General features: G+C 72.4%; 18 protein-coding genes and 2 pseudogenes. 8 read left to right on the top strand and 12 right to left on the bottom strand.

Going from position 1 to position 21,080, the window contains the following annotated elements; genetic code table 11:
• Nucleotides 1-54: 54 nt before the first annotated feature.
• The 4 genes from thiD to ACFQRF_RS14780 form a co-directional block, all read right to left on the bottom strand.
• Nucleotides 55-855, bottom strand: a complete 801-nt coding sequence (gene thiD, locus ACFQRF_RS14795) for a bifunctional hydroxymethylpyrimidine kinase/phosphomethylpyrimidine kinase (RefSeq protein WP_379871656.1) — start codon at nt 853-855, stop codon at nt 55-57.
• A gap of 289 nt (nt 856-1,144) precedes the next feature.
• Nucleotides 1,145-1,519 (bottom strand): hypothetical protein, encoded by a 375-nt coding sequence (locus ACFQRF_RS14790; RefSeq protein ID WP_379871655.1) that lies wholly within the window; start codon nt 1,517-1,519, stop codon nt 1,145-1,147.
• A gap of 259 nt (nt 1,520-1,778) precedes the next feature.
• Nucleotides 1,779-3,269, bottom strand: a complete 1,491-nt coding sequence (locus ACFQRF_RS14785) for a serine/threonine-protein kinase (protein ID WP_379871654.1) — start codon at nt 3,267-3,269, stop codon at nt 1,779-1,781.
• Between the two features lie 77 nt (nt 3,270-3,346).
• Nucleotides 3,347-5,062, bottom strand: coding sequence for an acyl-CoA synthetase (locus ACFQRF_RS14780; protein WP_379871653.1), 1,716 nt, complete (start codon nt 5,060-5,062; stop codon nt 3,347-3,349).
• Nucleotides 5,063-5,482: 420 nt separating this feature from the next.
• On the opposite strand from ACFQRF_RS14780, the gene rocD reads away from it, so the two are divergent.
• Nucleotides 5,483-6,760 (top strand): ornithine--oxo-acid transaminase, encoded by a 1,278-nt coding sequence (rocD, locus tag ACFQRF_RS14775; RefSeq protein ID WP_379871652.1) that lies wholly within the window; start codon nt 5,483-5,485, stop codon nt 6,758-6,760.
• Nucleotides 6,761-6,802: 42 nt separating this feature from the next.
• Here the strand turns inward: rocD and ACFQRF_RS14770 are convergent, their stop codons facing one another.
• The gene (locus ACFQRF_RS14770; protein WP_379871651.1) at nt 6,803-7,621 is read right to left on the bottom strand and encodes an IclR family transcriptional regulator; all 819 of its coding nucleotides are present in this window, start codon (nt 7,619-7,621) and stop codon (nt 6,803-6,805) included.
• A 490-nt stretch (nt 7,622-8,111) separates the two neighbouring features.
• On the opposite strand from ACFQRF_RS14770, the gene ACFQRF_RS14765 reads away from it, so the two are divergent.
• On the top strand, nt 8,112-9,359 hold the full coding sequence (locus tag ACFQRF_RS14765) for a DUF6986 family protein (RefSeq protein WP_379871762.1): 1,248 nt from the start codon (nt 8,112-8,114) through the stop codon (nt 9,357-9,359).
• A gap of 57 nt (nt 9,360-9,416) precedes the next feature.
• On the opposite strand, the gene ACFQRF_RS14760 is transcribed toward ACFQRF_RS14765, so the two are convergent.
• The 4 genes and pseudogenes from ACFQRF_RS14760 to ACFQRF_RS14745 form a co-directional block, all read right to left on the bottom strand.
• On the bottom strand, nt 9,417-10,034 hold the full coding sequence (locus ACFQRF_RS14760) for a DUF5919 domain-containing protein (protein ID WP_379871650.1): 618 nt from the start codon (nt 10,032-10,034) through the stop codon (nt 9,417-9,419).
• An 87-nt stretch (nt 10,035-10,121) separates the two neighbouring features.
• Nucleotides 10,122-10,187, bottom strand: a pseudogene (locus ACFQRF_RS14755) (DUF397 domain-containing protein); the annotation flags it as partial.
• Nucleotides 10,188-10,228: 41 nt separating this feature from the next.
• On the bottom strand, nt 10,229-10,303 hold the full coding sequence (locus ACFQRF_RS14750; protein WP_379871761.1) for a DUF397 domain-containing protein: 75 nt from the start codon (nt 10,301-10,303) through the stop codon (nt 10,229-10,231).
• Nucleotides 10,304-10,318: 15 nt separating this feature from the next.
• Nucleotides 10,319-10,495 (bottom strand): DUF397 domain-containing protein, encoded by a 177-nt coding sequence (locus ACFQRF_RS14745; protein ID WP_379871649.1) that lies wholly within the window; start codon nt 10,493-10,495, stop codon nt 10,319-10,321.
• Nucleotides 10,496-10,738: 243 nt separating this feature from the next.
• Between ACFQRF_RS14745 and allB the strand changes: the two genes are divergently transcribed.
• A complete protein-coding gene (gene allB, locus ACFQRF_RS14740) occupies nt 10,739-12,100 on the top strand; it encodes an allantoinase AllB (RefSeq protein WP_379871648.1) in 1,362 nt (453 codons plus the stop codon).
• A 692-nt stretch (nt 12,101-12,792) separates the two neighbouring features.
• Nucleotides 12,793-13,362, top strand: a complete 570-nt coding sequence (locus ACFQRF_RS14735; protein WP_379871647.1) for a hypothetical protein — start codon at nt 12,793-12,795, stop codon at nt 13,360-13,362.
• A 155-nt stretch (nt 13,363-13,517) separates the two neighbouring features.
• Here ACFQRF_RS14735 and pucL read toward each other — a convergent pair whose 3' ends face one another.
• The 3 genes and pseudogenes from pucL to uraD all read right to left on the bottom strand — a co-directional run.
• Nucleotides 13,518-14,411, bottom strand: a complete 894-nt coding sequence (gene pucL, locus ACFQRF_RS14730; protein WP_379871646.1) for a factor-independent urate hydroxylase — start codon at nt 14,409-14,411, stop codon at nt 13,518-13,520.
• 36 nt (nt 14,412-14,447) lie between these two features.
• Nucleotides 14,448-14,798 carry a hydroxyisourate hydrolase gene (uraH, locus tag ACFQRF_RS14725; protein ID WP_379871760.1) on the bottom strand — a complete coding sequence of 117 codons (351 nt, stop codon included), beginning with the start codon at nt 14,796-14,798 and terminating at the stop codon, nt 14,448-14,450.
• Nucleotides 14,799-14,840: 42 nt separating this feature from the next.
• Nucleotides 14,841-15,356, bottom strand: a pseudogene (gene uraD, locus ACFQRF_RS14720) (2-oxo-4-hydroxy-4-carboxy-5-ureidoimidazoline decarboxylase); the annotation flags it as partial.
• Nucleotides 15,357-16,081: 725 nt separating this feature from the next.
• Here uraD and ACFQRF_RS14715 point away from each other — a divergent pair.
• The 4 genes from ACFQRF_RS14715 to alc all read left to right on the top strand — a co-directional run bounded on the left by ACFQRF_RS14715 (nt 16,082) and on the right by alc (nt 20,915).
• Complete coding sequence (locus tag ACFQRF_RS14715; protein WP_379871645.1) at nt 16,082-16,882, top strand: hydroxypyruvate isomerase family protein; 801 nt, start codon at nt 16,082-16,084, stop codon at nt 16,880-16,882.
• A gap of 42 nt (nt 16,883-16,924) precedes the next feature.
• Nucleotides 16,925-17,851, top strand: coding sequence for a 2-hydroxy-3-oxopropionate reductase (locus ACFQRF_RS14710; RefSeq protein ID WP_379871644.1), 927 nt, complete (start codon nt 16,925-16,927; stop codon nt 17,849-17,851).
• Between the two features lie 127 nt (nt 17,852-17,978).
• Nucleotides 17,979-19,709, top strand: coding sequence for a glyoxylate carboligase (gene gcl / locus ACFQRF_RS14705; protein ID WP_379871643.1), 1,731 nt, complete (start codon nt 17,979-17,981; stop codon nt 19,707-19,709).
• 6 nt (nt 19,710-19,715) lie between these two features.
• Nucleotides 19,716-20,915, top strand: coding sequence for an allantoicase (alc, locus tag ACFQRF_RS14700; RefSeq protein ID WP_379871642.1), 1,200 nt, complete (start codon nt 19,716-19,718; stop codon nt 20,913-20,915).
• Nucleotides 20,916-21,080 lie beyond the last annotated feature (165 nt).

Here is a 21,080-nt window from a genome sequence, read left to right as displayed (position 1 = left end):
ACAAGACCGGCCCCTGGCCGGAACCGGCACCGGGCCCTCGTCACCGGGAACCGCTCACCACCACGCGTGAAAGTGGTGCACCGGCCCCTTCCCGTGGCCCACGTCGAGGTCGTCGGCACGGCGCAGCGCCTCGGTGATGTAGGACTTGGCGTCGCGCACGGCCTCCGGCCAGCCGGGGCGCTGGGGGCGCAGCGTCGCGATGGCCGAGGACAGCGTGCAGCCCGTGCCGTGGGTGTTCTCGGTCGGCACGCGTTCGGCCGTGAACGTCGTGGTGCCGCCGTCGTCGGAGACGAGCAGGTCGACGCTGTCCGGGCCGGGCAGGTGGCCGCCCTTGAGCAGTACCCGGCGCGCGCCGAGCTTGCGCAAGCGATCGGCGTGCGCGCGCATCCCGTCGAGGTCGGTGGCGGGCGGTTCGCCGAGCAGTTCGGCGGCCTCGGGAAGGTTCGGGGTGACGAGGTCGGCGCGCGGCAGCAGTTCGGAACGGACCGCCTCGATCGCCTCCGGGGCCAGCAGCCGGTCGCCGCTCTTGGCGACCATCACGGGGTCGACCACCACGTTGGGCAGCCGGTAGCGGTCGATCGCGCGGGCCACGGCCTCGACGACGCCGGTCGACCCGAGCATGCCGATCTTCACGGCGTCCACCCGGACGTCGTCCAGCAGCGTGGTGAGCTGGCCGGTGACGAACTCCGGCGGCACCTCCAGCACCTCGCTGACACCGGTGGTGGTCTGCGCGACCAGGGCGGTGACCACCGTCATGCCGTATCCGCCGAGAGCGGAGAAGGTCTTGAGGTCCGCCTGGATCCCGGCGCCGCCGCTGGGGTCGGTTCCGGCGATGGACAGGATGTTGCGGCTCATGGGCGTCCCTTCGCTAGTTCTAGCTAGAGCAGGTTCCCGGGTGTGATCTCAGCCGGACCCGCGTCCGGCACCCCGCGCCTCTACGCCCCCACGTTAGCGAGACGTCCCCACGGCCGCCCATGCGGCCCTGCACCACCGGGCCGTGGCCGTCGACCGTCGGCCCCCGGAGACGGCGGAGGGCCCTTCCCGCCCGGTGGTCAGGTGAGAGGGGCCCGTCTCCGCGCACGGTGAGCCGTCGGTACCGGTGACCGCGCCGGCCAGGTGATGGAGACCGCCGCGATGACCGGGACTAGCAGTACCGGGTGATCGTCCGGACGCTTTCGAGCAGTGCCTTGGAGAACAGCTTGCTCCCCTTGCCCTGCGGCACGCGCCAGCATTCATTCCGGGTCCCCGCGGGGCCGTCGATGACGACCGTGACGTACCGGACGCCGTTGCAGTGGTTGTTGTAGTAGATGCGGGTGCTGGTGTTGCCGTTGTTCCAGGAGAAGTTGAGCCGGTCCGTGGAGCCCCCACCGCACTCGAAGGACCGCTCCGCCAGGGTTCCCACGGAATCCGGCGGACCCGCCTGGGGCGACACGCTCGCGGCGGCCCCTCCCGTGAAGAGTCCGGACAGCAGGAGGACCCCGGCGGCCGTGGTCACCGACAGGCGTCGGATCATGTTCATGCTTCCTCCATGGAATCGATCAGGCGCGCCACGATGATCCCAAGGTGCGGCGGAGAAGTCCTTGGCATAGCGTGCCCGGACGCTTGACGCTCCGTGCTCGGCTACGGAAGGGTGCCGGCGTCGGCCGGTGCTTCCCGGCCCGTGAGCGGGCCCGTCGAGCCACGGACCACGGCGGCGGCCCGCACCACCGGTGCCGCCCACGCGGCGCGCGTGCGTTCCCCGGCGGCCGTCCCGGCGAGCGGGCGCGCTCTACGGAGACTCAGTCCGCGCTCCGCAGCGAGGCGAGGACGGCATCCCGGGTTCCCTCGCCGCTCTGCCAGTCGCCGGCGGTGTCCCCGTAGGCCACCAGGACCTCCGCGCCGTCGTCGTCGCGGACCAGCAGCCACGTCATCATGAGCGTGACGCCGCCCTCCTCGTTCCGCCAGGTGCGTACCGCCGCCTCACCGGCCGGATGCTCGACCTCCTCCACCCGGACCGGCTCCCCGTCGACCGCGTCGGCGCGCTCGTCAAGGAAGTCGTACGGCGTCATGCCGTCGAGGTCGACCGCCTGCAGCCGTGCCTGCGTGTACCCGTCGTTCGCGCTGAACCACAGCTCGCCGTCGTCCCCCTCCCGCACCGACCACGTCTCCGGCACCGCAAGGCGGAACCCCCCGGTTTCGTGGTAGACGAACCCGTCGGGGACGGCGGTGGTGGCCACGGAAGGCGTGGGGGACGGTGTGGGAACCGGCGGATCGTCCGGGAACAGCCACCTGGTCACGGCCTCGACCAGGAGCGGGGCCAGCAGCAGTGACACCAGGGCACCCGCCAGCGCGCCGGCCGCCTTCCAGAACCGGTGCCGGGAGCCCGGTGCGTCCGCCGAACCGGGCGGGGCGGCCGGGCGCGTGCCGGTCAGCTCCGACACGTCGAGTCCGGTCGGGGTACGGTCCACCACACCGCCGCCCGCGGCGACGGCGGCCAGCGCCGCGTCGAGCTCCGGACCGGACGGGCGCCGCTCCGGATCGCGCAGCAGCATTCGGGCCAGCACCGGTTCGAGCGTTCCCGCGCGCCGCGCCGGATCGGGCGGCTCGTCGATCGCCGCGGCCGCCTGCGCCGCCACCGTCGCGCGCTCGTGGGTCGGCCGCCCCTCCACCGCGAAGTACAGCGTTGCCCCGAGCGACCACAGGTCGGAGGCCGGCGTCATGGTGCCGTCGACCAGGCGTTCGGGCGCGAGGTATCCGGGCGAGCCGGGCAGCCGGCCGGTGAGGGTGAGCCGCTCCTCGGAGTCCGCCACCGCGATGCCGAAGTCGGTGAGCACCGCGCGCCCGTCGGGGAGCAGCAGCACGTTCGACGGCTTCACGTCACGATGGAGCACCCCGGCCGCGTGCGCGGCGCCCAGAGCCGCGAGCAACTGCCGCCCGATCTCTGCGACCCGGTGCGGCGGGAGCGGGCCGTCGTCGTGCACGACCGCATCGAGCCCGCGGCCGGGGAGCAACTCCATCACGATCCAGGGCCGGTCGCCCTCGCGCACCACGTCGTGGACGGTGACGATCGACGGATGGCTCAGCTTCGCGCAGATCCGCGCCTCGCGCATGGTGCGGCGCAGCAGTTCTCCGCGCACGTCCGGCTCCAGATCGGGGGAGATCCGGACCTCCTTGACCGCGACCTGCCGGCCCAGGAGGCCGTCCTCGGCCCGCCAGACGGTGCCCATTCCGCCCTGCCCGATGGGTTCGAGCAACCGGTAACGGCCCGCGAGCGTGTTGTTGGGGGACATGGCCCATGACATTAGCCGTGGTGCCGCTTCCCGCACAGGGGCGCGGCCGCCACCGGGCCGCGGCGCGGCCGGATCGCTCAGTGCTCGGCGCCGGCCGGCCTCTCCCGGATCCGGAGCAGACCCGCTGATCCGCGCACGACGGCGGCCGCCCACCGGTAGTCCTGCTTGCCGACGGCCGTGCGCTTCACCTCCGGCACCACGTGGATGCGCCGCGGCACCTTGAAGCCGGCCAGCCGGTCCCGGCAGAAGTCGCGCAGCTGCTCGCCCGACGGCCGGTGGCCCGTGGCCAGGGACACCACGGCCGTCACCCGCTGGCCGAGGCGCTCGTCCGGCGCGGCCACCACGATCGAGTCGGCGATCGCCGGGTGCGACTTCAGCACCGACTCGACCTCCTCGGGGTACACCTTCTCGCCGCCGGTGTTGATCACCGATGCGCCCCGGCCGAGCAGCACGATCGAGCCGTCCGCGGCGACGGCCCCGAAGTCACCGGACATCACCCACCGCCGGCCGTCGGCGTCGGTCGGGAACGTCCGCGCCGTGGCCGCCGCGTCGTTGTAGTAGCCGAGCGGGATCCGGCCGGTGCGCGCGATGCGGCCGATCCGGTCCGAGGCGGGCGGCAACGGCCGCAGCGCCTCGTCCAGGACGGCCACGCTCGCGCCCATGGTGAACCGCCGAACGCCGCCGGAGCCGGTGGAGGGGTCTCCGTGGTGCGGCACCGGGGGGACCTCCTCCTGTGCCGCTCCGCACACCCCCGTCTCGGAGCCGCCGTAGCTGTCGCGCAGCACGATGCCGGGCCGCCACGACCGCCACAGCCCGCGGACCGCGGGGGTCAGCGGAGTGCCGCCGGAGGCGACCACGGACAGGCGGGGGCAGCGGTGCGGCTCGTCGAGCAGCCGCAGCGCGACGGGCCGCGCCATGGCGTCGCCGACGCACTGGAGGGTCTGCACCTCTTCCCGCTCGGCCAGGTCCAGCACCCGGCCGGGGTCGAAGGTGTGGTCGGTGTTCAGTACGACCGTGTGCCCGCTGAACAGTGCCGCCAGCGCGTTCCACTGTCCGGCGGCGTGCATGAGCGGCCCGAGCACCAGCAGCACGCGCCGCGGCTGACGGCGGGCGCGTTCGCCCTGCTCCGCCACGGACCGGGCACGCGGCATGCCCCGCACCCGCCGCTCCAGCGCCGCCCGGAAGATGTCCTCCTGCCGCCACAGCACGCCCTTCGGGTAGCCGGTGGTGCCACCGGTGTACAGCAGGTAGCGGTCCTCGCCGCCGGTGCGGGGCAGCGCGCCGGCCGGGGCGGTGGCCAGCGCGGTCTCGTAGTCGGTGCCGGGGATCGGGGCCGCGGCGGTTCCGTCGTCCAGCAGCAGCACGTGCCGCAGCCGTGGCAGTGCGGACCGGATCCCCGCGACCCCGCCGGCCAGGGCGCGCTCGGCGATGAGGGCGACCGCGTCGGAGTCGGCGAGGACGTGCCGGAGTTCGCCGGGCACGTACCGGTAGTTGACGTTGACCGGCACGGCTCCCGCCCGGAACGCGCCGAACGCCGACTCCAGCCACTCGGCGCGGTTGAAGGAGAGGATGGCGACGTGCTCGCCGGGCCGGATTCCCGCGGCGCGCAGGTGGTGGGCGACCCGGGTGGCGCGCGCGTCCAGGGCGGCGAAGGTGAGCCGGCTCGGCCCCGCCACGACGGCGAGCCGGTCCGGCACCGCGGCGGCGACAGCGGCCAGCAGCGCGGACAGCGAGAACGCGTCCGCCCCCCGCTCGGGCCCCGGCACCGCCGGTGAACATCGAGTTTCGGTCATCCTCGCCCCTTGACCGCAGTCTTACCCCTGGACCGCTATAGGGACCGATCCTCCAGGTATGGGGCAGGTCACGTGCGGCCGGGGTCGGGTCGGGCGGGTGCGCACGCGGTGGCCGGATCCGCTGGTGGGCGGCGGAAGCGGAGCGGGTGGCCGCGCGGACGGCCGCTCCGGCGCACGCGCACGGCGGGTGCAATGTGAGGCACGTCACGGCGAATCCGGACGGCTCTCCGCACGGCCGGCCGCTGTCCGGCAAGAGCGCGATGTGCCAGCGCCCACGGCGGCGCTCTGGCGGCGGCGCGCCCTTGTGCCCGTCACCGGCTCTCTGTTCCACTGCTGTGGCCCGCCCGCGCCGGCTTCGGGCCGATCGGCCGCGGGTATCCAATGATCGGACGACGATCAACGGTGATCGGAGGCAACTGGATGAGCGACACCCGCAGTCTGGGCCACGACACGGTCAGCGGCGGCGATCCCGCCGGACCATTCACCACGACCACGCAGCACATCGGACTCGCCGAGCAGCACTCGGCGCACAACTACGCCCCTCTCCCCGTAGTCATCGCCGAAGGCGACGGCGCCTGGGTCACCGACGTCGAGGGCCGCCGGTACCTGGACTGCCTGGCCGGGTACTCGGCCATGAACTTCGGCCACCGCAACCCGGACCTGCTGGCGGCGGCGCACCACCAGCTCGACCGCGTCACCCTGACCAGCCGCGCCTTCTACAACGACCAGTTCGCCCCCTTCGTCAGCGCGCTGGCCGAGCTCGTCGGCAAGGACCAGGTGCTGCCGATGAACACCGGGGCCGAGGCCGTCGAAACCGGCATCAAGCTCGCGCGCAAGTGGGGCTACGAGGTCAAGGGCATCCCGCGCGACGAGGCCACGATCGTGGTCGCGGGCGGCAACTTCCACGGCCGCACCACCACCGTCATCTCCTTCTCCGAGGACCCGGAGGCCTACGGCGGCTTCGGTCCGTACACCCCCGGCTTCCGCATCGTTCCCTACGCCGACGCCGACGCCGTCGCCGCGGCGATCGACGCCACCACCGCAGCCGTCCTGGTGGAACCCGTGCAGGGCGAGGCCGGTGTCATCGTGCCGCCGCCGGACTACCTGCCCCGGCTCCGGGAGATCTGTGACCGCGAGCGGGTGCTGCTCATCGCCGACGAGGTGCAGTCCGGCCTCGGCCGCACCGGCACCGTCCGGGCCTGCGAGCACACCGGCGTGGTGCCGGACGTCTACCTGTTCGGCAAGGCGCTCGGTGGCGGCATCCTGCCGGTGTCGGCGGTCGTGGCCGACGCGGACGTGCTCGGCGTCATCCGGCCCGGCCAGCACGGCAGCACCTTCGGCGGCAACCCGCTGGCCTGCGCCATGGGCCGCACGGTCGTGCGGATGCTGCGCGAGGGGCCGTACCTGGAACAGGCCCGCCGGCTCGGAACCCTGCTGTCGGCGCGGCTTGCCACCCTGGTCGGCGACGGCGTCGTCGCCACGCGCAGCATCGGCCTGTGGGCCGGCATCGACGTGGACGAGTCGCTGGCATCCGGCCGTGAGCTGTGCGAACGCCTCGCCGCCCGCGGTGTCCTGGTCAAGGAGACCCGGCGCTCCACGATCCGGCTCTCCCCGCCGCTGGTGATCGGCGAGGACGACCTGGAGTGGGCGCTGGACCAGATCGCCGCGGTGCTCGCCGACCTGCGAGCGGCGCGGTAACGGAGAACCGCACCGGCCCGGAGCCGCACGGCTCCGGGCCGGTCAGCTCTGATTGTTGAGGTCGCAGGCGAGCGCCATCGCGACCCGCTGCACGATGGGCGCGGCGCGCTCCACGAACGCCCACGTCATGCGGGACTCCGGCCCCGAGATGGAGACCGCCATCATCGCCGGGCCGCCGCGGACCGGAACGGCCAGGCAGCGCACCCCGATCTCCTGCTCGCCGTCGTCGATGGCGTAGCCGCGCTCCCGGATGCGCGCCAGCTCACCCGCGAACTCCTCGGGGGTGGTGATGGTCCGCTCCGTCGCGGCCGGCATCCCGGTCCGCCGCACCATGGCAAGGGCCTCGCGGTCCGGCAGCTGCGCGAGCAGCGCCTTGCCCACCCCGGCCGAGTGCGGCAGCACCCGGCGGCCGACCTCGGTGAACATGCGCATGGCGTGCGCCGAGGGGACCTGCGCGACGTACACGACCTTGTCGCCGTCCAGCATGGCGAGGTTGGCGGTCTCGCCGAGTTCGTCCACGAGCTGGGCCAGGTGCGGCCGGGCCCAGGTGCCGAGCATGCGCGAGGCGCTCTCGCCGAGGCCGATCAGCCGGGGACCGAGCGCGTAGCGGCGGGACGGCAGCTGGCGGACGTACCCGCTGGCCACGAGGGTGCGGATGATGCGGTGGATGGTGGGCAGCGGAAGGCCGGAGGATTCGGCGAGCTGGCTCAGTGAGATCTCTCCGCCCGCCTCGGCCATGATCTCCAGGAGCGCGAACGCCCGGTCCAGCGACTGCACGCCTCCGGACCGGCCGCGGGGCACGCCGTCGGCGGAGAGCAACTCCGCGTCGGCGCCGCCGGCCGCCGTCTGTGAGGTTGCCATGGTCCAGCTCCCATCAGGCGGCCGGTGCCGGGCGGATCGCTCCGGTCGGCCGCTCAGGTCCAGGGTTCTCATTCTGCGATACGCCGAGGCCGGGTAGCCACCACCGTGCCCGGGCGTCCCGGCGGGTCTCCGCCGTTGCCGCGATCCGGAGCGCCGGGCGTGTCGGCTCCGGTGCGCCGCCACGCCGCACGGTTGTTCTTCCGGATTGTAGAAGTTATCGTCCGGTAAGCAAGCTCCGAGGTGAACCGGCCCCAGCGCCGCCGAGCGGGTAGCGGGCCGGATTGACGGCTCCGACGCCACCGGGCGCCGGAACGGCGAGAAAGGGCGTGCGGTGGAGGAACGGGGGGTCCAGCCCGAGCGGCTGCGGAGCGGGGAATCGTCCGAGCGGCTGCGGAGCGGGAAGAGCCCCGAGCGGCTGCGGAGCGGGAAAAGCCCCGAGGGTCTGCCGGGCGGTGGGCGGACGGAGCCGGCCGGGTCGGGGCGCGTCGACCTGGCCGGGATCCACGCCGAACTGGACGTCCGGCTGGCCGACGCCGACGCCCGGCTCCGCCGCGAGTACCCCGGTGACCACGGGCGCCGCCAGCCCGTCCACACCGTCTACGTCCCCGCCGACCAGGTGCGCCCCGGACTGGCCCGCGACTGGGGCGACCGCGCGCTGCGCGTCCTGGACGAGCACGCCCCCGGCCCCGAGGACCTGGCCGCCGCCACCGGGCTGGCCGGGCCGATCGTCGCCGGATGCCTGCCGGCGGTGCGCGCCAAGCTGGACCGCGAGCCGATCGAGGACCTGCGGATCGACCTGGAGGACGGCTACGGCGAGCGCCCGGACGATGTGGAGGACCGGGACGCCCGGGCCGCCGCCGCGGCCCTGTGCGCCGACATCGCCGCCGCCACGGCCCCGCCGGGCACCGGCGTCCGGGCCAAGGGCTTGGCCCCGGCCGGCCGGAGGCGGGGCACCCGCAGCCTCGTGGTGTTCCTCGACGCCCTGCTGGAGGGCGCCGGGCGGCTCCCCGACGGGTTCGTGCTCACCCTGCCCAAGATCACGTCGGTGGACCAGGTGGCGGCCATGGTGTGGGTGACCGAGCGTCTGGAACGCGACCTGGGCCTCGCCGAGGGCGTGCTGCGCTTCGAGCTGCAGATCGAGACCACGCAGTCGATCCTGGCGGCCGACGGCACCGCCGCGGTCGCCCGCATGGTGCACGCCGGTGCCGGGCGCGTCACCGGGCTGCACTACGGCACCTACGACTACAGCGCGGCCTGTGGCGTGACCGCAGCCTTCCAGAGCATGGCCCATCCGGTCGCCGACCACGCCAAGGCCGTCATGCAACTGGCCGCCGCCGGAACGGGGGTCCGGCTGTCGGACGGCTCCACCAACGTGCTGCCCGTCGGCGGCACGGCCGAGATCCACGCCGCGTGGCGGCTGCACGCCACCCTGGTCCGCCGGTCCCTGGAACGCGCCTACTACCAGGGCTGGGACCTGCACCCGCACCAGTTGCCCACCCGCTACCTCGCCACGTACGCGTTCTACCGGGAGGCGTTCGGCCCGGCGGCGGCCCGGCTCCGCGCCTACCTCGGCGAGACGGGCGGCGGAGTGCTCGACGAACCGGCGACCGCGCAGGCGCTCGCCGGTGTCCTGGTGCGGGGCCTGGACTGCGGGGCGCTGACCGACACGGAAGTCACCGAGGCGGCGGGAGTACCCCGCGCGGTGCTGGACGGGTTCGCCCGCCGCAGGGTGGGGTGAGCGGCGGCCGGAGGTCTCAGGGGTCCTGTTGCAGGTGACCGGCCTGCACGTTCTGAGTCAGCCCTGCGGTTCCACCGTGCTTCCCCGTTCCCATAGCTCTTCGGCGTGTTCGGCGAAACGGTCGAACATGCCCTGCTCTTGGCCGCGGCGAAGGTGCATCATCGGCGAATCGTGCCCGGCTGAGCGGGCCAGGTGGGGCGTGACCAACGCGTCGTGGTCGAAGCGGAACACCGAGAGCGACACGTGGTTGACCGCATCCGCCGGGTGGGTGAAGCGCGTTTCGATACCGGACGTATCAGTGAGTTTGGCCAGTTCCTCAAGGGTGATGCGGATGCGCGTGGAAACTGTGAGCGCGACGTCTTCCACCTGCTCACGCTGCCGGGTGATCCCAGAATCGGGATTACCGACCAGGAATCGCACTCGGCATCCGCCGGCTGCCTTCTCACGCAACGTCGCATGAAAAGCGGATTGTTGCAGCCAAAGGAAATAGTTGGTGAAGCCTCCGAAGAACAGCTCCTGCTGAGCCCCGCTGATCAGCTGCGCCCACGTTGAGGTGGGGCAGGCTGAACGGTAGGGATAGACTGCGACGACTTCGCGGTCGGGACCGGTCTTGACCACCGACCGTATGGTTTCCGGCCAGAGCATGGCCTCGCTCACCCCCAGCGGTTGACGCACGGACAGATTCGCATGTCGAGTGGGGCCGGAGGAAGACTCGGAAGACCTCTGCTCTTCCGAGCAGAGGTCTCCGAGGAGGGCACGCTATTACAGGTGATCAGCCTTCACAGCCGGGAGGAAGGCCGCCCACTCCACGGCGGAGAACGTGAGGTGCCCGAGACTCGTGTGCTGGCAGTCCCGGAGGTCCGCGCCGTCTACTGCCGCGCGGCTTCAACACAGTTGTTGCCGCCGTTGCTGTAGGTCGACTTCCGCCAGTCATTAGTGATCACGATCTAGCTTTCGCGTCAGTGCTTCAGTTCGTACAGGAAAGCGACCCACTCCGCACGTGAAAAATGTAGGTATCCGAGGTGTCGATGCTGAGTGTCGCGCACGTCCGCGCCACTGGAGTTTTCGCGTACCTCTACACAGGCATTGGTGCCGCCGCTGTAGGTGGCCTTGTGCCAGTGGGATTCATTTCTCATTCTGCAACTTTCCAAGTTCGTGTTTCGATATTTTGAGACTAGCATCCGGCTCCAACGCTGCTGCCTGGAGGCTACCCAGCAACAGGGGGTAATTGGCGATGTCGGCGGCTGCGGTGATCGTCTGTCCCTCGTGCAGCGCCGGACCCACATCACTGGGGCCGGCCCTTCCGGCCCGACGGCCCGAACGGCATACTCGCGGGAGCCAGGCGCATCCGGCGGGAAACAGCGGTGGAGGTCGTGGACATGACGACGGCGGACCCGATCCGGCACGACCTCGTGATCCGCGCCCGCCGGGCCGTCGCCCCCGACGGGGAGCGCGCGGTCGCGGTCGGGGTGCGCGACGGCGTCATCACGACGGTCGCCGACGTCGCCGCCGCTCTCCACGCCGCCCGTGAGGTGCGGATCGGCGACGACGAGGTGCTGCTGCCCGGCCTGGTGGACACCCACGTGCACGTCAACGAGCCCGGCCGCACCGAATGGGAAGGGTTCGGCACCGCGACCGCCGCCGCGGCGGCCGGTGGGGTCACCACCATCGTCGACATGCCGCTGAACAGCGTGCCGCCCACCACCACGGTGGCCGGGCTGGCCGCCAAGCGGGACGCGGCGCGCGGGCGGGTGGCCGTGGACGTCGGCTTCTGGGGCGGCGCGGTGCCGGAGAACAGCGTCGACGGCACGACCGGGGAGCTGGCGGCGCTGCACGAGGCGGGCGTGTTCGGCTTCAAGGCGTTCCTGTCGCCGTCCGGAGTGCCGGAGTTCGGCCACCTAGGCCCCGCGGAGTTCGACTCCGCCGCCGCTGCCATCGGTGCGTTCGGCGGCCTGCTCATCGTGCACGCCGAGGACCCGGACGTGCTGGCCGCCGCGCCGCAGGCGAGCGGGCGCGACTACGCCGATTTCCTCGCCTCGCGCCCGGACGCCGCCGAACACGCGGCGATCGCCCGTGCCATCGCCACCGCGCGGCGCACCGGAACCCGCGTGCACCTCCTGCACCTGTCCAGCGCCACGGCCCTCCCGCTCATCGCCGAGGCGCGGGCCGACGGTGTGCCGCTGACCGTCGAGACCTGCCCGCACTACCTCACCATCACCGCCGAACAGGTGCCCAGCGGCGGCACCCAGTTCAAGTGCTGCCCGCCGATCCGGTCGGCCGCCAACCGCGACGCGCTGTGGCGGGCGCTGCGCGAGGGGACCATCGACTGCGTGGTCAGTGACCACTCGCCGAGCACCGCGGATCTGAAGCGCTTCGACACCGGCGACTTCGCCGCGGCATGGGGCGGGGTGTCCTCACTCCAGCTCGGGTTCGCGGCGATTTGGACGGAGGCGTCCGAGCGCGGCTTCGGCCTCGCCGACGTCGTGCGCTGGATGGCGCAGCGCCCGGCCGGGATCGCGGGCGTCCCGGGCAAGGGGCGCCTGGCCGTCGGGTACGACGCCGACTTCGCCGTGGTCGCGCCCGAGGAGACGTTCCGGGTGGACGTCCGGCGGCTGCGGCACCGCAACCCGGTCAGCCCGTACGACGGCCGCGAGCTGCGCGGCGTGGTGCGAGAGACCTGGCTGCGCGGGGAGCGGGTGGACCCGGCCGAGCCGCAGGGACGGCTGCTGTCCCGGCGCTAGAACGCTGGGTCGGGCCTCCGGACATACGAACTCCACGCACTTGGACGCGATGCGCTCCGTTTCGGTAAATCCGAATGCCGATCTGAAAACGTGGCGCCTTTAGACGCGATCGATGCGCTCCTGGTTCCCCCAGAATGCTGTGATTTTGGGCCGAAAAATCTGGGATCGGAGATGAAACCGGGAGAAGCCGAGTGCCGTCTGTCCCTGTAACCCCTGAGGCCCTTCGCCGTCTGGGCGGCGAAGGGCAACGGTTTTGACGAGGACATGTCCGGTCCGCTGGGACCACGAGAGGAGACCTTGGATACGATCGTCCGACAATCCGCTGCCCCTCGAACAAGCGCTGAAGAATACACGGAAGGAACTCACTGACGCCATCGCCAACGCCACCAGGAACCGCAGTGAGGGGGCATGGAAGGCGCTTGAGAAGGCGGTCAAGGAGCATAACAAGGCGATTACCCGGGCGCAGACCTTCAACGCGGATGATGAGCGGACCACGCAGGTGCGGGACGTTCCCACGCGTCATGTGGACATCAACACCTTCAACTCTGTGCGTCCGCGCGGGCGCTGACGCCCACGCCGGCCGGGTCCGAATGGCGATATGCCACGGAAGCCGGAGCGAAGAGAGCGGCTCCGGGGAACACAAACCGTTCCTTGCCGAGCGCGTCCACTAACCCATCGAGGAGACAGGGCTCATGAGCGATATCCATCTCCCCAAGCCGATCATGAACGTGGTCGATAAGGCCAAGGCCGAGGTCGAGAAGAAGGCCGCTTCCATTGGTAAGAAGGTCAAGGCCAAGGCGGTGAGCGGGAACAAGGTCAAGGGGAAGTACAAGAGCGTCGACGACGTTTTCAAAGAGTTCCGCGACGAGATGGAGAAGGAGTTCATCAAGTCGTTCAAGAACCAGTGGAAGCGGTTTCATCCGCTCGGGGAGGATCCCAACAAGCCGCCGCTGAGGATGGTCGTCGGAGAGAAGGTGCGGTTCTCCGCCGAACAGCTCGACGAGTTCAAGAAGCGAGAGGGCCTTGGGCAGGGCCGGCAAAAGCGCGGCGTAATCGGGGCGCTCGGGAAGAAGCGCAGGGAACAGATGGAAGCGCAGAAAGCCGAGGTGGCGGCCTGGCTGACTCCCCAGCAGTACCAGCGCGCCGAACGCGAACGCCAGTTGCGTGAGGGCCCCTCGGGCAACCTGAGTTCCGGCACCTACCGCGGCCGTAGGGGAATGGAACAGGCGAAGCGGCAGGCCAGACACTACCGGGGCATCTGACCCGGCTGAGGTCGGCTGCCGAAGGGGACGAGCATCGCAGCCCGAGGCCGATCCGCTATCGCCGGTGATCCGCTTCCCGTGCAGCACACAGATGAGGGGTGCTGCACGGGAGCGGGCACCGGGTTCGGCTCGCTGGACGGTCGTGCGGGTCCCTGTTACACGAACCCCGGCACCGACTCCCACGCCCGTCCCGCGTCCGGGGCGTCGTCCCGGTACACCGTGGCCTCGATGAGCCCGTACGGCCGGTCGGCCGCGTAGAACACCTCGTTGGGGTTGTCCTCCCCGAACGGGGTCAGGTCCACCGCGAAGTGGTGCTTGTTGGGCGCCGACAGCCGGATCTCGGCGACCTCCGGGCGGGTCTCCAGCACGGTGCGGCCGATGGTGTACAGCGTCTGCTGCAGCGCCAGACTGTAGGTGGTGGCGAAGGTCTCCAGGATGGTCGCGCGGATCGCCGTGTAGCCGGCGTTCCAGTCGACGTCGGTGCCCGTGTACCGCCAGCGGGCCGTGAGGGACGTGGCGAGGACGCGGTCGTCGGCGTCGGGCAGCGTGGTGTGCGGGGTCTTGGGGAAGCCGCGGAACTCCGATCCGGTCGACTTCAGCACCACCAGGTCGCGCAGGCCGGACACCACCCACTCGTGGTCGCCTTCCCTGGTGACGACGGTGGTCCGCACCTCGGCGCCGTCGCGCACGAAGGAGTGGTCGTGCGGGCCGTCGGCGGTGCGGATCCGGCTCCAGCCGTACTCCTCGATCTCCTGACGGCTGCCGCGCACGTAGTCGAACCCGGTGACGAAGTGCCGGGCGAGCAGCAGCGCGAAGTCCTCGATCGAGGTGATCCGGTGCGTGCGGGCCAGCAGGTAAACGGTGTTCTTCTGGGTGTCGGTGGCCAGGCAGTTGGTGTTGTCGCCCGCGACGTGCACCGCGTCGAAGTCGCCGCGTAACTGCGAGGTGACGTTCAGGTCCTTGATGGTGTGCCGGTCGCCGTCACGAGTGACGCGCATGAGCCGGACCTCCGCCTTGCCGTACTGGTTGTCGCCGAGCCGGATGGCCATGTCGCATCAGCTCCTTCGCGGGGGTGGGGGTGCCGGCTAGCTCCCCCGGTAGGTGGAGTAGCCGAACGGACTGAGCAGCAGCGGGACGTGGTGGTGGGCGTCCTCGTCGGCGATCTCGAACACGACACCGACCTCGGGGTAGAAGGTCCGCCGCCCGCCCCGGCGGAAGTAGCTCTCGGTGTCGAAGACGAGCCGGTACACGCCGGCGGCCAGGCGCCGGGGGCCGAGGTCGGAGACGCGGCCGTCGTCGTCGGTGCGGCCGACGGCCAGCGGCGTCCAGGAGGTGCGCCCGGTGTCGGCGGCGGTCTCCAGCGTCACGGCGATTCCCGCCGCCGGCCGGCCGAGGGCGGTGTCGAGGACGTGCGTGGTCACGTGGCTGACGGTCATGGGCCGTCTCCCTCCTCCGCCGGTACATCCCGCGTCCAGCAGTTTGGCCAGCCGCACCAGTGCGATGCCGCGCAGTTCGCGGGCGACCACCCGCAGCTCGGTCTCGGGGTCGTTGTCCAGCCGGGTGTGCAGGTCGGCCAGCAGTTCCCCAGCGGACCGGCCGCTCGCGCAGACCAGGTAGATGTGCCCGAAACGCCGCTCGTACTCGGCGTTGCCGGCGCGCATGGCGGCGCGAATCTGGGCGGTGGCGGACGCCATCCCGGACTGCTCGCCACGGGACCAGCGCGCCTCGGTGTGCCCGCCCTCGGCGCGTTCCCCGATGCGCGGGTGGCGGGCGAGCGCGGCCCTGACGTCGGCCGGCCCGAGGGCGGCGGCGTGCGTGCCGGCGGCCGCCAGAAGCTCGTCGCGGGTGGCGTACGGGCGGCCCCGGAGCAGCGCATCGCCCCAGGAGCCGACGTCCAGGCACCGCGCGCACTCGGCGCGGCAGCGTTCGATCGGTAAGCCGTTGAACCACGCGAGTCCGGGGTCCGCGACCGCCGCGGCGCTGCTCTCGGGCATGGGCTCTCCTGCGGTGAGTGGCGTCCGGCCGGGAGGTCGGTCCCGTCGGGCGGCCGGGCGGCACGCCGGGCCGCCGACACGAGTAGGCGACCACTAGAACCGTGGGCGGCACGACATGTCAACCGTGTCGGACGTCATGGTGCCGCTCCGCCGAGGATTTCGTGCGGCTCACCGAACGCACCACGTCGCCCGGCCGGAGGTTCGTACGTTCCTCCGCTTCCCGGCCGTCTCGCGGCTCCGGCGCGGCGGGGGAGGGCGGTCGTACGCTCCGCGCCGGACTTGCGTAGGTTGAAGCCGCCCGCAAAGTGCGCAACGGACGCCCGGAGCCGCCATGTTCGCCGCCGCCCCTCCTGGCCTGCCACCGGCCGCGCACCGGAAGGCGGACCTGACACCGGCAACGCCGCCACCGGCCACCCACGGAGTATCGCGAGCCCGGCAACGAGACGCTCGCCAAGAAGACGGGCGCCTCGCCGGCCGAAGTCGGGCCATGGCCCGGCGCGTCAGCGACCTCGCCGCACAGGCGGGCCCGCGGCACGACCTGGACCGGGCCGTGCCGGGCAACACGCTCGACGCGCACCGGCCGAACCGCCCGGCGTTGACCGGGGCGATGCCCTCGCCGCACCGCGGGAAGGTGGTTGACAAGGGCGCCACGGCGCCCCAGACTCAGGGCTATTCCCCAAAGTGAAAAGTAGATTCCAGAATACGGAAGATATGGGAGGTGGGGTGTGGGCCACACGCTGCGCTACACGGTGAACTGCTCACTGCTCTTCACCGAACTGCCCCTCTTGCGGCGTCCCGCCGCGGCGCGCGCCGCCGGGTTCGACGCCGTCGAGTTCTGGTGGCCGTTCGACCGGCCGGTGCCCGACGACGCCGAGGTGGCGGAGTTCACGGCGGCCATCGAGGACGCCGGCGTCCGGCTCACCGGCCTCAACTTCTTCGCCGGGGACATGCCGGCCGGGGATCGCGGCGTGCTCTCCTCCCCGGTCCGCGCCGCCGAGTTCCGTGCCAACATCGACGTCGTCGTGGAGATCGGCCGCCGGCTCGGCACCACCGGCTTCAACGCCCTCTACGGCCTGCGCGAGGCGGGCGTGCCCGCCGCCGACTCCGACGCGGTGGCCCTGGAGAGCATCACCGCCGCCGCCAAGGCGGTCGCCGCCATCGGCGGCACCGTGCTCGTCGAGCCGGTCAGCGGAGCCCCCGGCTACCCGTTGCGGACCGCCGCCGACGCGCTGCGCGTCGTGCACGCCGCGCACGCCGCCGGCGCGGACAACGTCGCGGTGCTCGCCGACTTCTACCACCTGGCCGTCAACGGCGACGATGTCGCCGCCGTGGTCGAGGAGCACGCCGCCGAGTTCGGCCACATCCAGATCGCCGACCACCCCGGCCGCGGCGAGCCCGGCACCGGCACCCTGCCGCTGCCCGAACTGCTCGCCGCCGCACAGCGGCGCGGCTACACCGGCCGCGTGGGCCTGGAGTACCGGCCCACCGTGCCCACCACCGAAAGCCTCGCCTGGCTGGAGCGCTGAGCGCGCCGCCGAGAGACCGCAGCAGGAAGGACACCCAGCCACATGACCGCAGCCACCCCGACGCCGCCCGCCGAGGAGCCCCGGCCGAGCCGCGTCGCCTTCATCGGCCTGGGCACCATGGGAATGCCGATGGCCGTCAACCTCGTGAAGGCGGGCTTCCAGGTCACCGGGTACAACCGCTCGCCGCAGAAGACCGAGCGGTTCGCCGCCCAGGGCGGCGCCGCCGCCGACTCCGTCGCCGCGGCGGTGCGCGGCGCCGATGCCGTCATCACGATCGTCCCGGACTCGCCGGACGTCGAGGCGGTGCTGCTGGGCGCCGACGGCGTGTTCGCGCACGCGGCCCCCGGCACGCTCGTCATCGACATGAGCACGATCCGCCCCGACACCGCACGCGCCGTCGCCGACGAGGGTGCGGCGCGCGGTCTGCGGGTGCTGGACGCTCCGGTCAGCGGCGGCGAGCCCGGCGCGATCGAGGGCACCCTCTCGATCATGGTCGGCGGGGCCGAGGCCGACGTCCAGGCGGCCCGCCCCGTGCTGGAGGCCATGGGCAGCACCGTCGTGCGGGTCGGCCCCTCCGGTGCCGGGCAGACCGTCAAGGCCGCCAACCAGCTGATCGTGGCCGGCAACATCCAGCTCGTCGCCGAGGCCCTGGTCTTCCTGGAGGCGCACGGCGTCGACACCGAGCGCGCCTGCACGGTGCTCGGCGGCGGCCTGGCGGGCAGCACCGTGCTGAACCGCAAGGGCCCGGCCATGCGGGAGCGCAGCTTCCAGCCCAGCTTCCGCGCCGAGCTCCACCACAAGGACCTCGGCATCGTCACCGCCGCGGCCCGCGAGGCCGGCGTCGCGCTGCCGGTGGCCACCCTCGTGGCCCAGTTCATGGGGGCGCTCAAGGCGCAGGGCCACGGCGACCTGGACCATTCCGCGCTGCTGCTGCTCGTCGAGCGGCTCTCGGGGCGGGCACCGCGGTAGCGGACCCGTCCCCACCAGAAACGAAGGCCGCCGGTGGGACCGGTCGACCGGGACACCGGGTGTTGGCGCACCCGGCTCCCACCGGCGGATCACCCTTTCCCCGTGGAGAAGTGAAGGGCGAGTTGACATGTTATCCATCCCCGTCATGTCCGCCGTGGTCGACGTCCTGCGCTCCGAGGGCGTCGACACCGTCTTCGGCTGCCCCGGCGCCGCGATCCTGCCGTTCTACGCCGCCCTGCGCGGCAGCGGCGTCGACCACCTGATCGTCCGGCATGAGGAGGGCGCCACCCATATGGCCGACGCCTGGGCCCGCACCACCGGCAACGTCGGCGTCGCGGTGGGCACCTCCGGGCCGGCCGGAACCAACATGATCACCGGCCTGTACACGGCGCACGCCGACTCGGTTCCGATGGTGTGCGTCACCGGGCAGGCGGTCAGCGCCAAGCTGCACCAGGAGGCGTTCCAGGCGGTCGACATCGTGCGGATCGCCGAGCCCGTCACCAAGTGGGCGGTGCAGGTCAAGGAGGCCGCGCAGGCGCCGTGGATCTTCCGGGAGGCGTTCCGCACCGCGCGATCCGGCCGGCCCGGCCCGGTGCTCATCGACCTCCCGCTGGACGTGCAGCGCCAGGACATCGTGTGGGACCCCGCGCTCGACGCACCGCTGCCGGTGCCGGTGGTCGAGCCGCACCGCCCCCGGGTGCGCCGCGCCCTGGACATGCTGCTGGCGGCCGAACGTCCGCTGCTGCTGGCCGGCGGCGGGGTGATCGGCGGCGACGCGCACGCCGAGCTGGCCGAGCTGGCCGAGTACCTGCAGATCCCGGTGCAGGTCACCCTTATGGGCAAGGGGGCGATCGACGAGCGGCATCCGCTCTTCGCCGGCATGACCGGCATCCAGACCTCGCAGCGGTACGGCAACGCCTCCTTCCTGGAATCCGACCTCGTCCTCGCGCTGGGGGCGCGCTTCGGCGACCGGCACACCGGCGCGCTCGACGTCTACCGCGGCGAGCGCGCGTTCATCCACGTCGACATCGAGCCCACCCAGATCGGCCGGGTCTTTCCGCCCGAGCTCGGCATCGTCTCCGACACCCGGCTGTTCCTGCGCGCCCTCCTGGAGGAGGCGCGCTCGCGCGGCGCCGGCCGGCCACCCGGCTCCTGGGTGCGGCGGGTCCAGGAGCTGCGCGCCACCCTGACCCGGCGGGACGACTTCGGCACCGTGCCCATCAAGGCGCCGCGGGTGTACCGCGAGATCAACGAGGTCTTCGACGACGACACCTACTTCGTGACCGCCATCGGCCTCTACCAGATCTGGGGCGGCCAGCACCAGCGGACCGCCCGGCCCCGGCGCTACCAGGTGTGCGGCCAGGCCGGCCCGCTCGGATGGGAGATCCCGGCGGCGATCGGCGTCCGGCGCGCGCTGCGCGGCCGTGAGCCCGACGCCGAGGTCGTCGCCGTCGTCGGCGACTACGGATTCCACTTCATGGTGGAGGAGCTGGCCGTCGCGGCCCAGTACGACATCCCGTTCGTCATCGTCATGCTGAACAACGAGTACCTCGGCCTGATCCGCCAGGCGGAGATCCCGTACGGCATGAACTACGAGGTCGACATCCACTACGACGAGTACGGCACCGACAACGTCCGCGTCATGGAGGGCTACGGCTGCTCCGGCCGGCGGATCACCGAACCGGCGGACATCCGCGCGGCCCTGGAGTGGGCGCGCAAGGAGGCGCGGGCGACGTCGCGGCCGGTCCTGGTGGAGATCATGATCGAGCGCGAGGCCAACACTCCGCACGGCGCGTCCATCGACGCGGTCGCGGAGTTCGAACCCCTACCCCCGCCCGAGAGCACAGGAGTGAGGTAACCCAAGGTGCCCGACGTCGAGACTCCCGCATTCCTCCGTCTCCCCGACCTCGCCCGGCGGACGCTCGGCGGCGCCGTCGTCCACGCCAGCGACGAGTCCTTCGCCGAACGCGAGAACCTCATCCGGCCGGGCGCCCCCGCGTTCGACCCGGGCGCCTTCGGCCACAAGGGCAAGGTCTACGACGGCTGGGAGACCCGGCGCCGGCGCACCCCCGGCCACGACCACGCCATCGTCCGGCTCGGCACCCCGGGAGTCGTGCACGGCGTGGTCGTGGACACCGCGTGGTTCACGGGCAACTACCCGCCGGAGATCTCCGTCGAGGCCGCCGGCGTGGAGGGGCACCCGGCACCGGACGACCTCGCCGCCGCGCAGTGGACCACGCTGGTGCCGCGCAGCGCGGTCCGCGGCGACGCCGCCAACCCGTTCCCGGTGGCCGACCCGCACCGCTACACCCACGTGCGGCTGTCGATCTACCCCGACGGCGGCGTCGCCCGTTTCCGGGTGCACGGCGAGCCCGTGGCCGACCCGCGGCTCATGGTCACCGGCGGACTCGACCTGGCCGCGCTGGAGAACGGCGGCGGGATCATCGGATGCAGCGACGAGTTCTACTCCGCGCCCGTGAACCTGATCGCACCGGGCCTGACCCGCGACATGGGCGAGGGCTGGGAGAACGCGCGCCGCCGCGGCCCCGGCAACGACTGGGTGGAGTTCCGCCTCGCCGCCCACGGCGAGGTGCGGCTGCTGGAGCTGGACACCGGCTACTTCCTCTTCAACGCCCCCGGCGCCGCCCGGGTGAGCGGCTGCGACGAGAGCACCGCCGACCCGGCGGACCCCCGAGCGTGGTTCCCGCTGCTGGAGCGGACCGATCTGCGGCCGGACACCCGGCACCGGTTCGTGGTCGCCGGCCCGCGCCCGGCCACCCGGCTGCGGCTGGACGTGTACCCGGACGGCGGGATGGCCCGGTTCCGGGCGTACGGCCGGCCGTCACCGCAGGGGTGGGAGGGGCTGTGGCTGCGCTGGCTGAACACCCTGCCGGAGCCGCAGTTGCGCGCGGCGCTCACGGCGTCCGGGGCGGGCGAGGCCGACCTCGCCGCGGTGCTCGCCGCCCGGCCGATGGCCGGATGGGACGCGCTGCCGCGCGGCGTCGCCGAGCGGCTGGGGGACACCGGAGACGGCGGCCGGCGCCCTCCGGCCGGCAGCGCGTAAGGCGAGGCCGGGCGGCGGCGGGGCGCACGGCATGGTGGCGCGTCGCTCCTGCCGGGGTGCGGCACCGTGACACCCCTCACGCCCGGCCCCTTCGCGTGTCTGCTAACGTGATCACCGTTATGCCGTGCGCGCTGCTCCTCCTTAGCGGCCGCGGCGGGGGCCGTT

The sequence above is a fragment of the Marinactinospora rubrisoli genome (assembly GCF_042664915.1).
In the GTDB taxonomy this organism is placed as follows: Bacteria; Actinomycetota; Actinomycetes; order Streptosporangiales; family Streptosporangiaceae; genus Marinitenerispora; species Marinitenerispora rubrisoli.
The sequence above is the reverse complement of the archived record's forward strand: the minus strand, read 5'-3'. Positions and strand labels throughout refer to the sequence as shown.

Bases quoted from the DNA above. Each gene is read 5' to 3' on its own strand.
- thiD (WP_379871656.1), bottom strand. From the start codon at position 855: ATGAGCCGCAACATCCTGTCCATCGCCGGAACCGACCCCAGCGGCGGC.
- ACFQRF_RS14790 (WP_379871655.1), bottom strand. From the start codon at position 1,519: ATGAACATGATCCGACGCCTGTCGGTGACCACGGCCGCCGGGGTCCTC.
- ACFQRF_RS14785 (WP_379871654.1), bottom strand. From the start codon at position 3,269: ATGTCCCCCAACAACACGCTCGCGGGCCGTTACCGGTTGCTCGAACCC.
- ACFQRF_RS14780 (WP_379871653.1), bottom strand. From the start codon at position 5,062: ATGACCGAAACTCGATGTTCACCGGCGGTGCCGGGGCCCGAGCGGGGG.
- rocD (WP_379871652.1), top strand. From the start codon at position 5,483: ATGAGCGACACCCGCAGTCTGGGCCACGACACGGTCAGCGGCGGCGAT.
- ACFQRF_RS14770 (WP_379871651.1), bottom strand. From the start codon at position 7,621: ATGGCAACCTCACAGACGGCGGCCGGCGGCGCCGACGCGGAGTTGCTC.
- ACFQRF_RS14745 (WP_379871649.1), bottom strand. From the start codon at position 10,495: ATGAGAAATGAATCCCACTGGCACAAGGCCACCTACAGCGGCGGCACC.
- allB (WP_379871648.1), top strand. From the start codon at position 10,739: ATGACGACGGCGGACCCGATCCGGCACGACCTCGTGATCCGCGCCCGC.
- ACFQRF_RS14735 (WP_379871647.1), top strand. From the start codon at position 12,793: ATGAGCGATATCCATCTCCCCAAGCCGATCATGAACGTGGTCGATAAG.
- pucL (WP_379871646.1), bottom strand. From the start codon at position 14,411: ATGGCCATCCGGCTCGGCGACAACCAGTACGGCAAGGCGGAGGTCCGG.
- uraH (WP_379871760.1), bottom strand. From the start codon at position 14,798: ATGACCGTCAGCCACGTGACCACGCACGTCCTCGACACCGCCCTCGGC.
- ACFQRF_RS14710 (WP_379871644.1), top strand. From the start codon at position 16,925: ATGACCGCAGCCACCCCGACGCCGCCCGCCGAGGAGCCCCGGCCGAGC.
- gcl (WP_379871643.1), top strand. From the start codon at position 17,979: ATGTTATCCATCCCCGTCATGTCCGCCGTGGTCGACGTCCTGCGCTCC.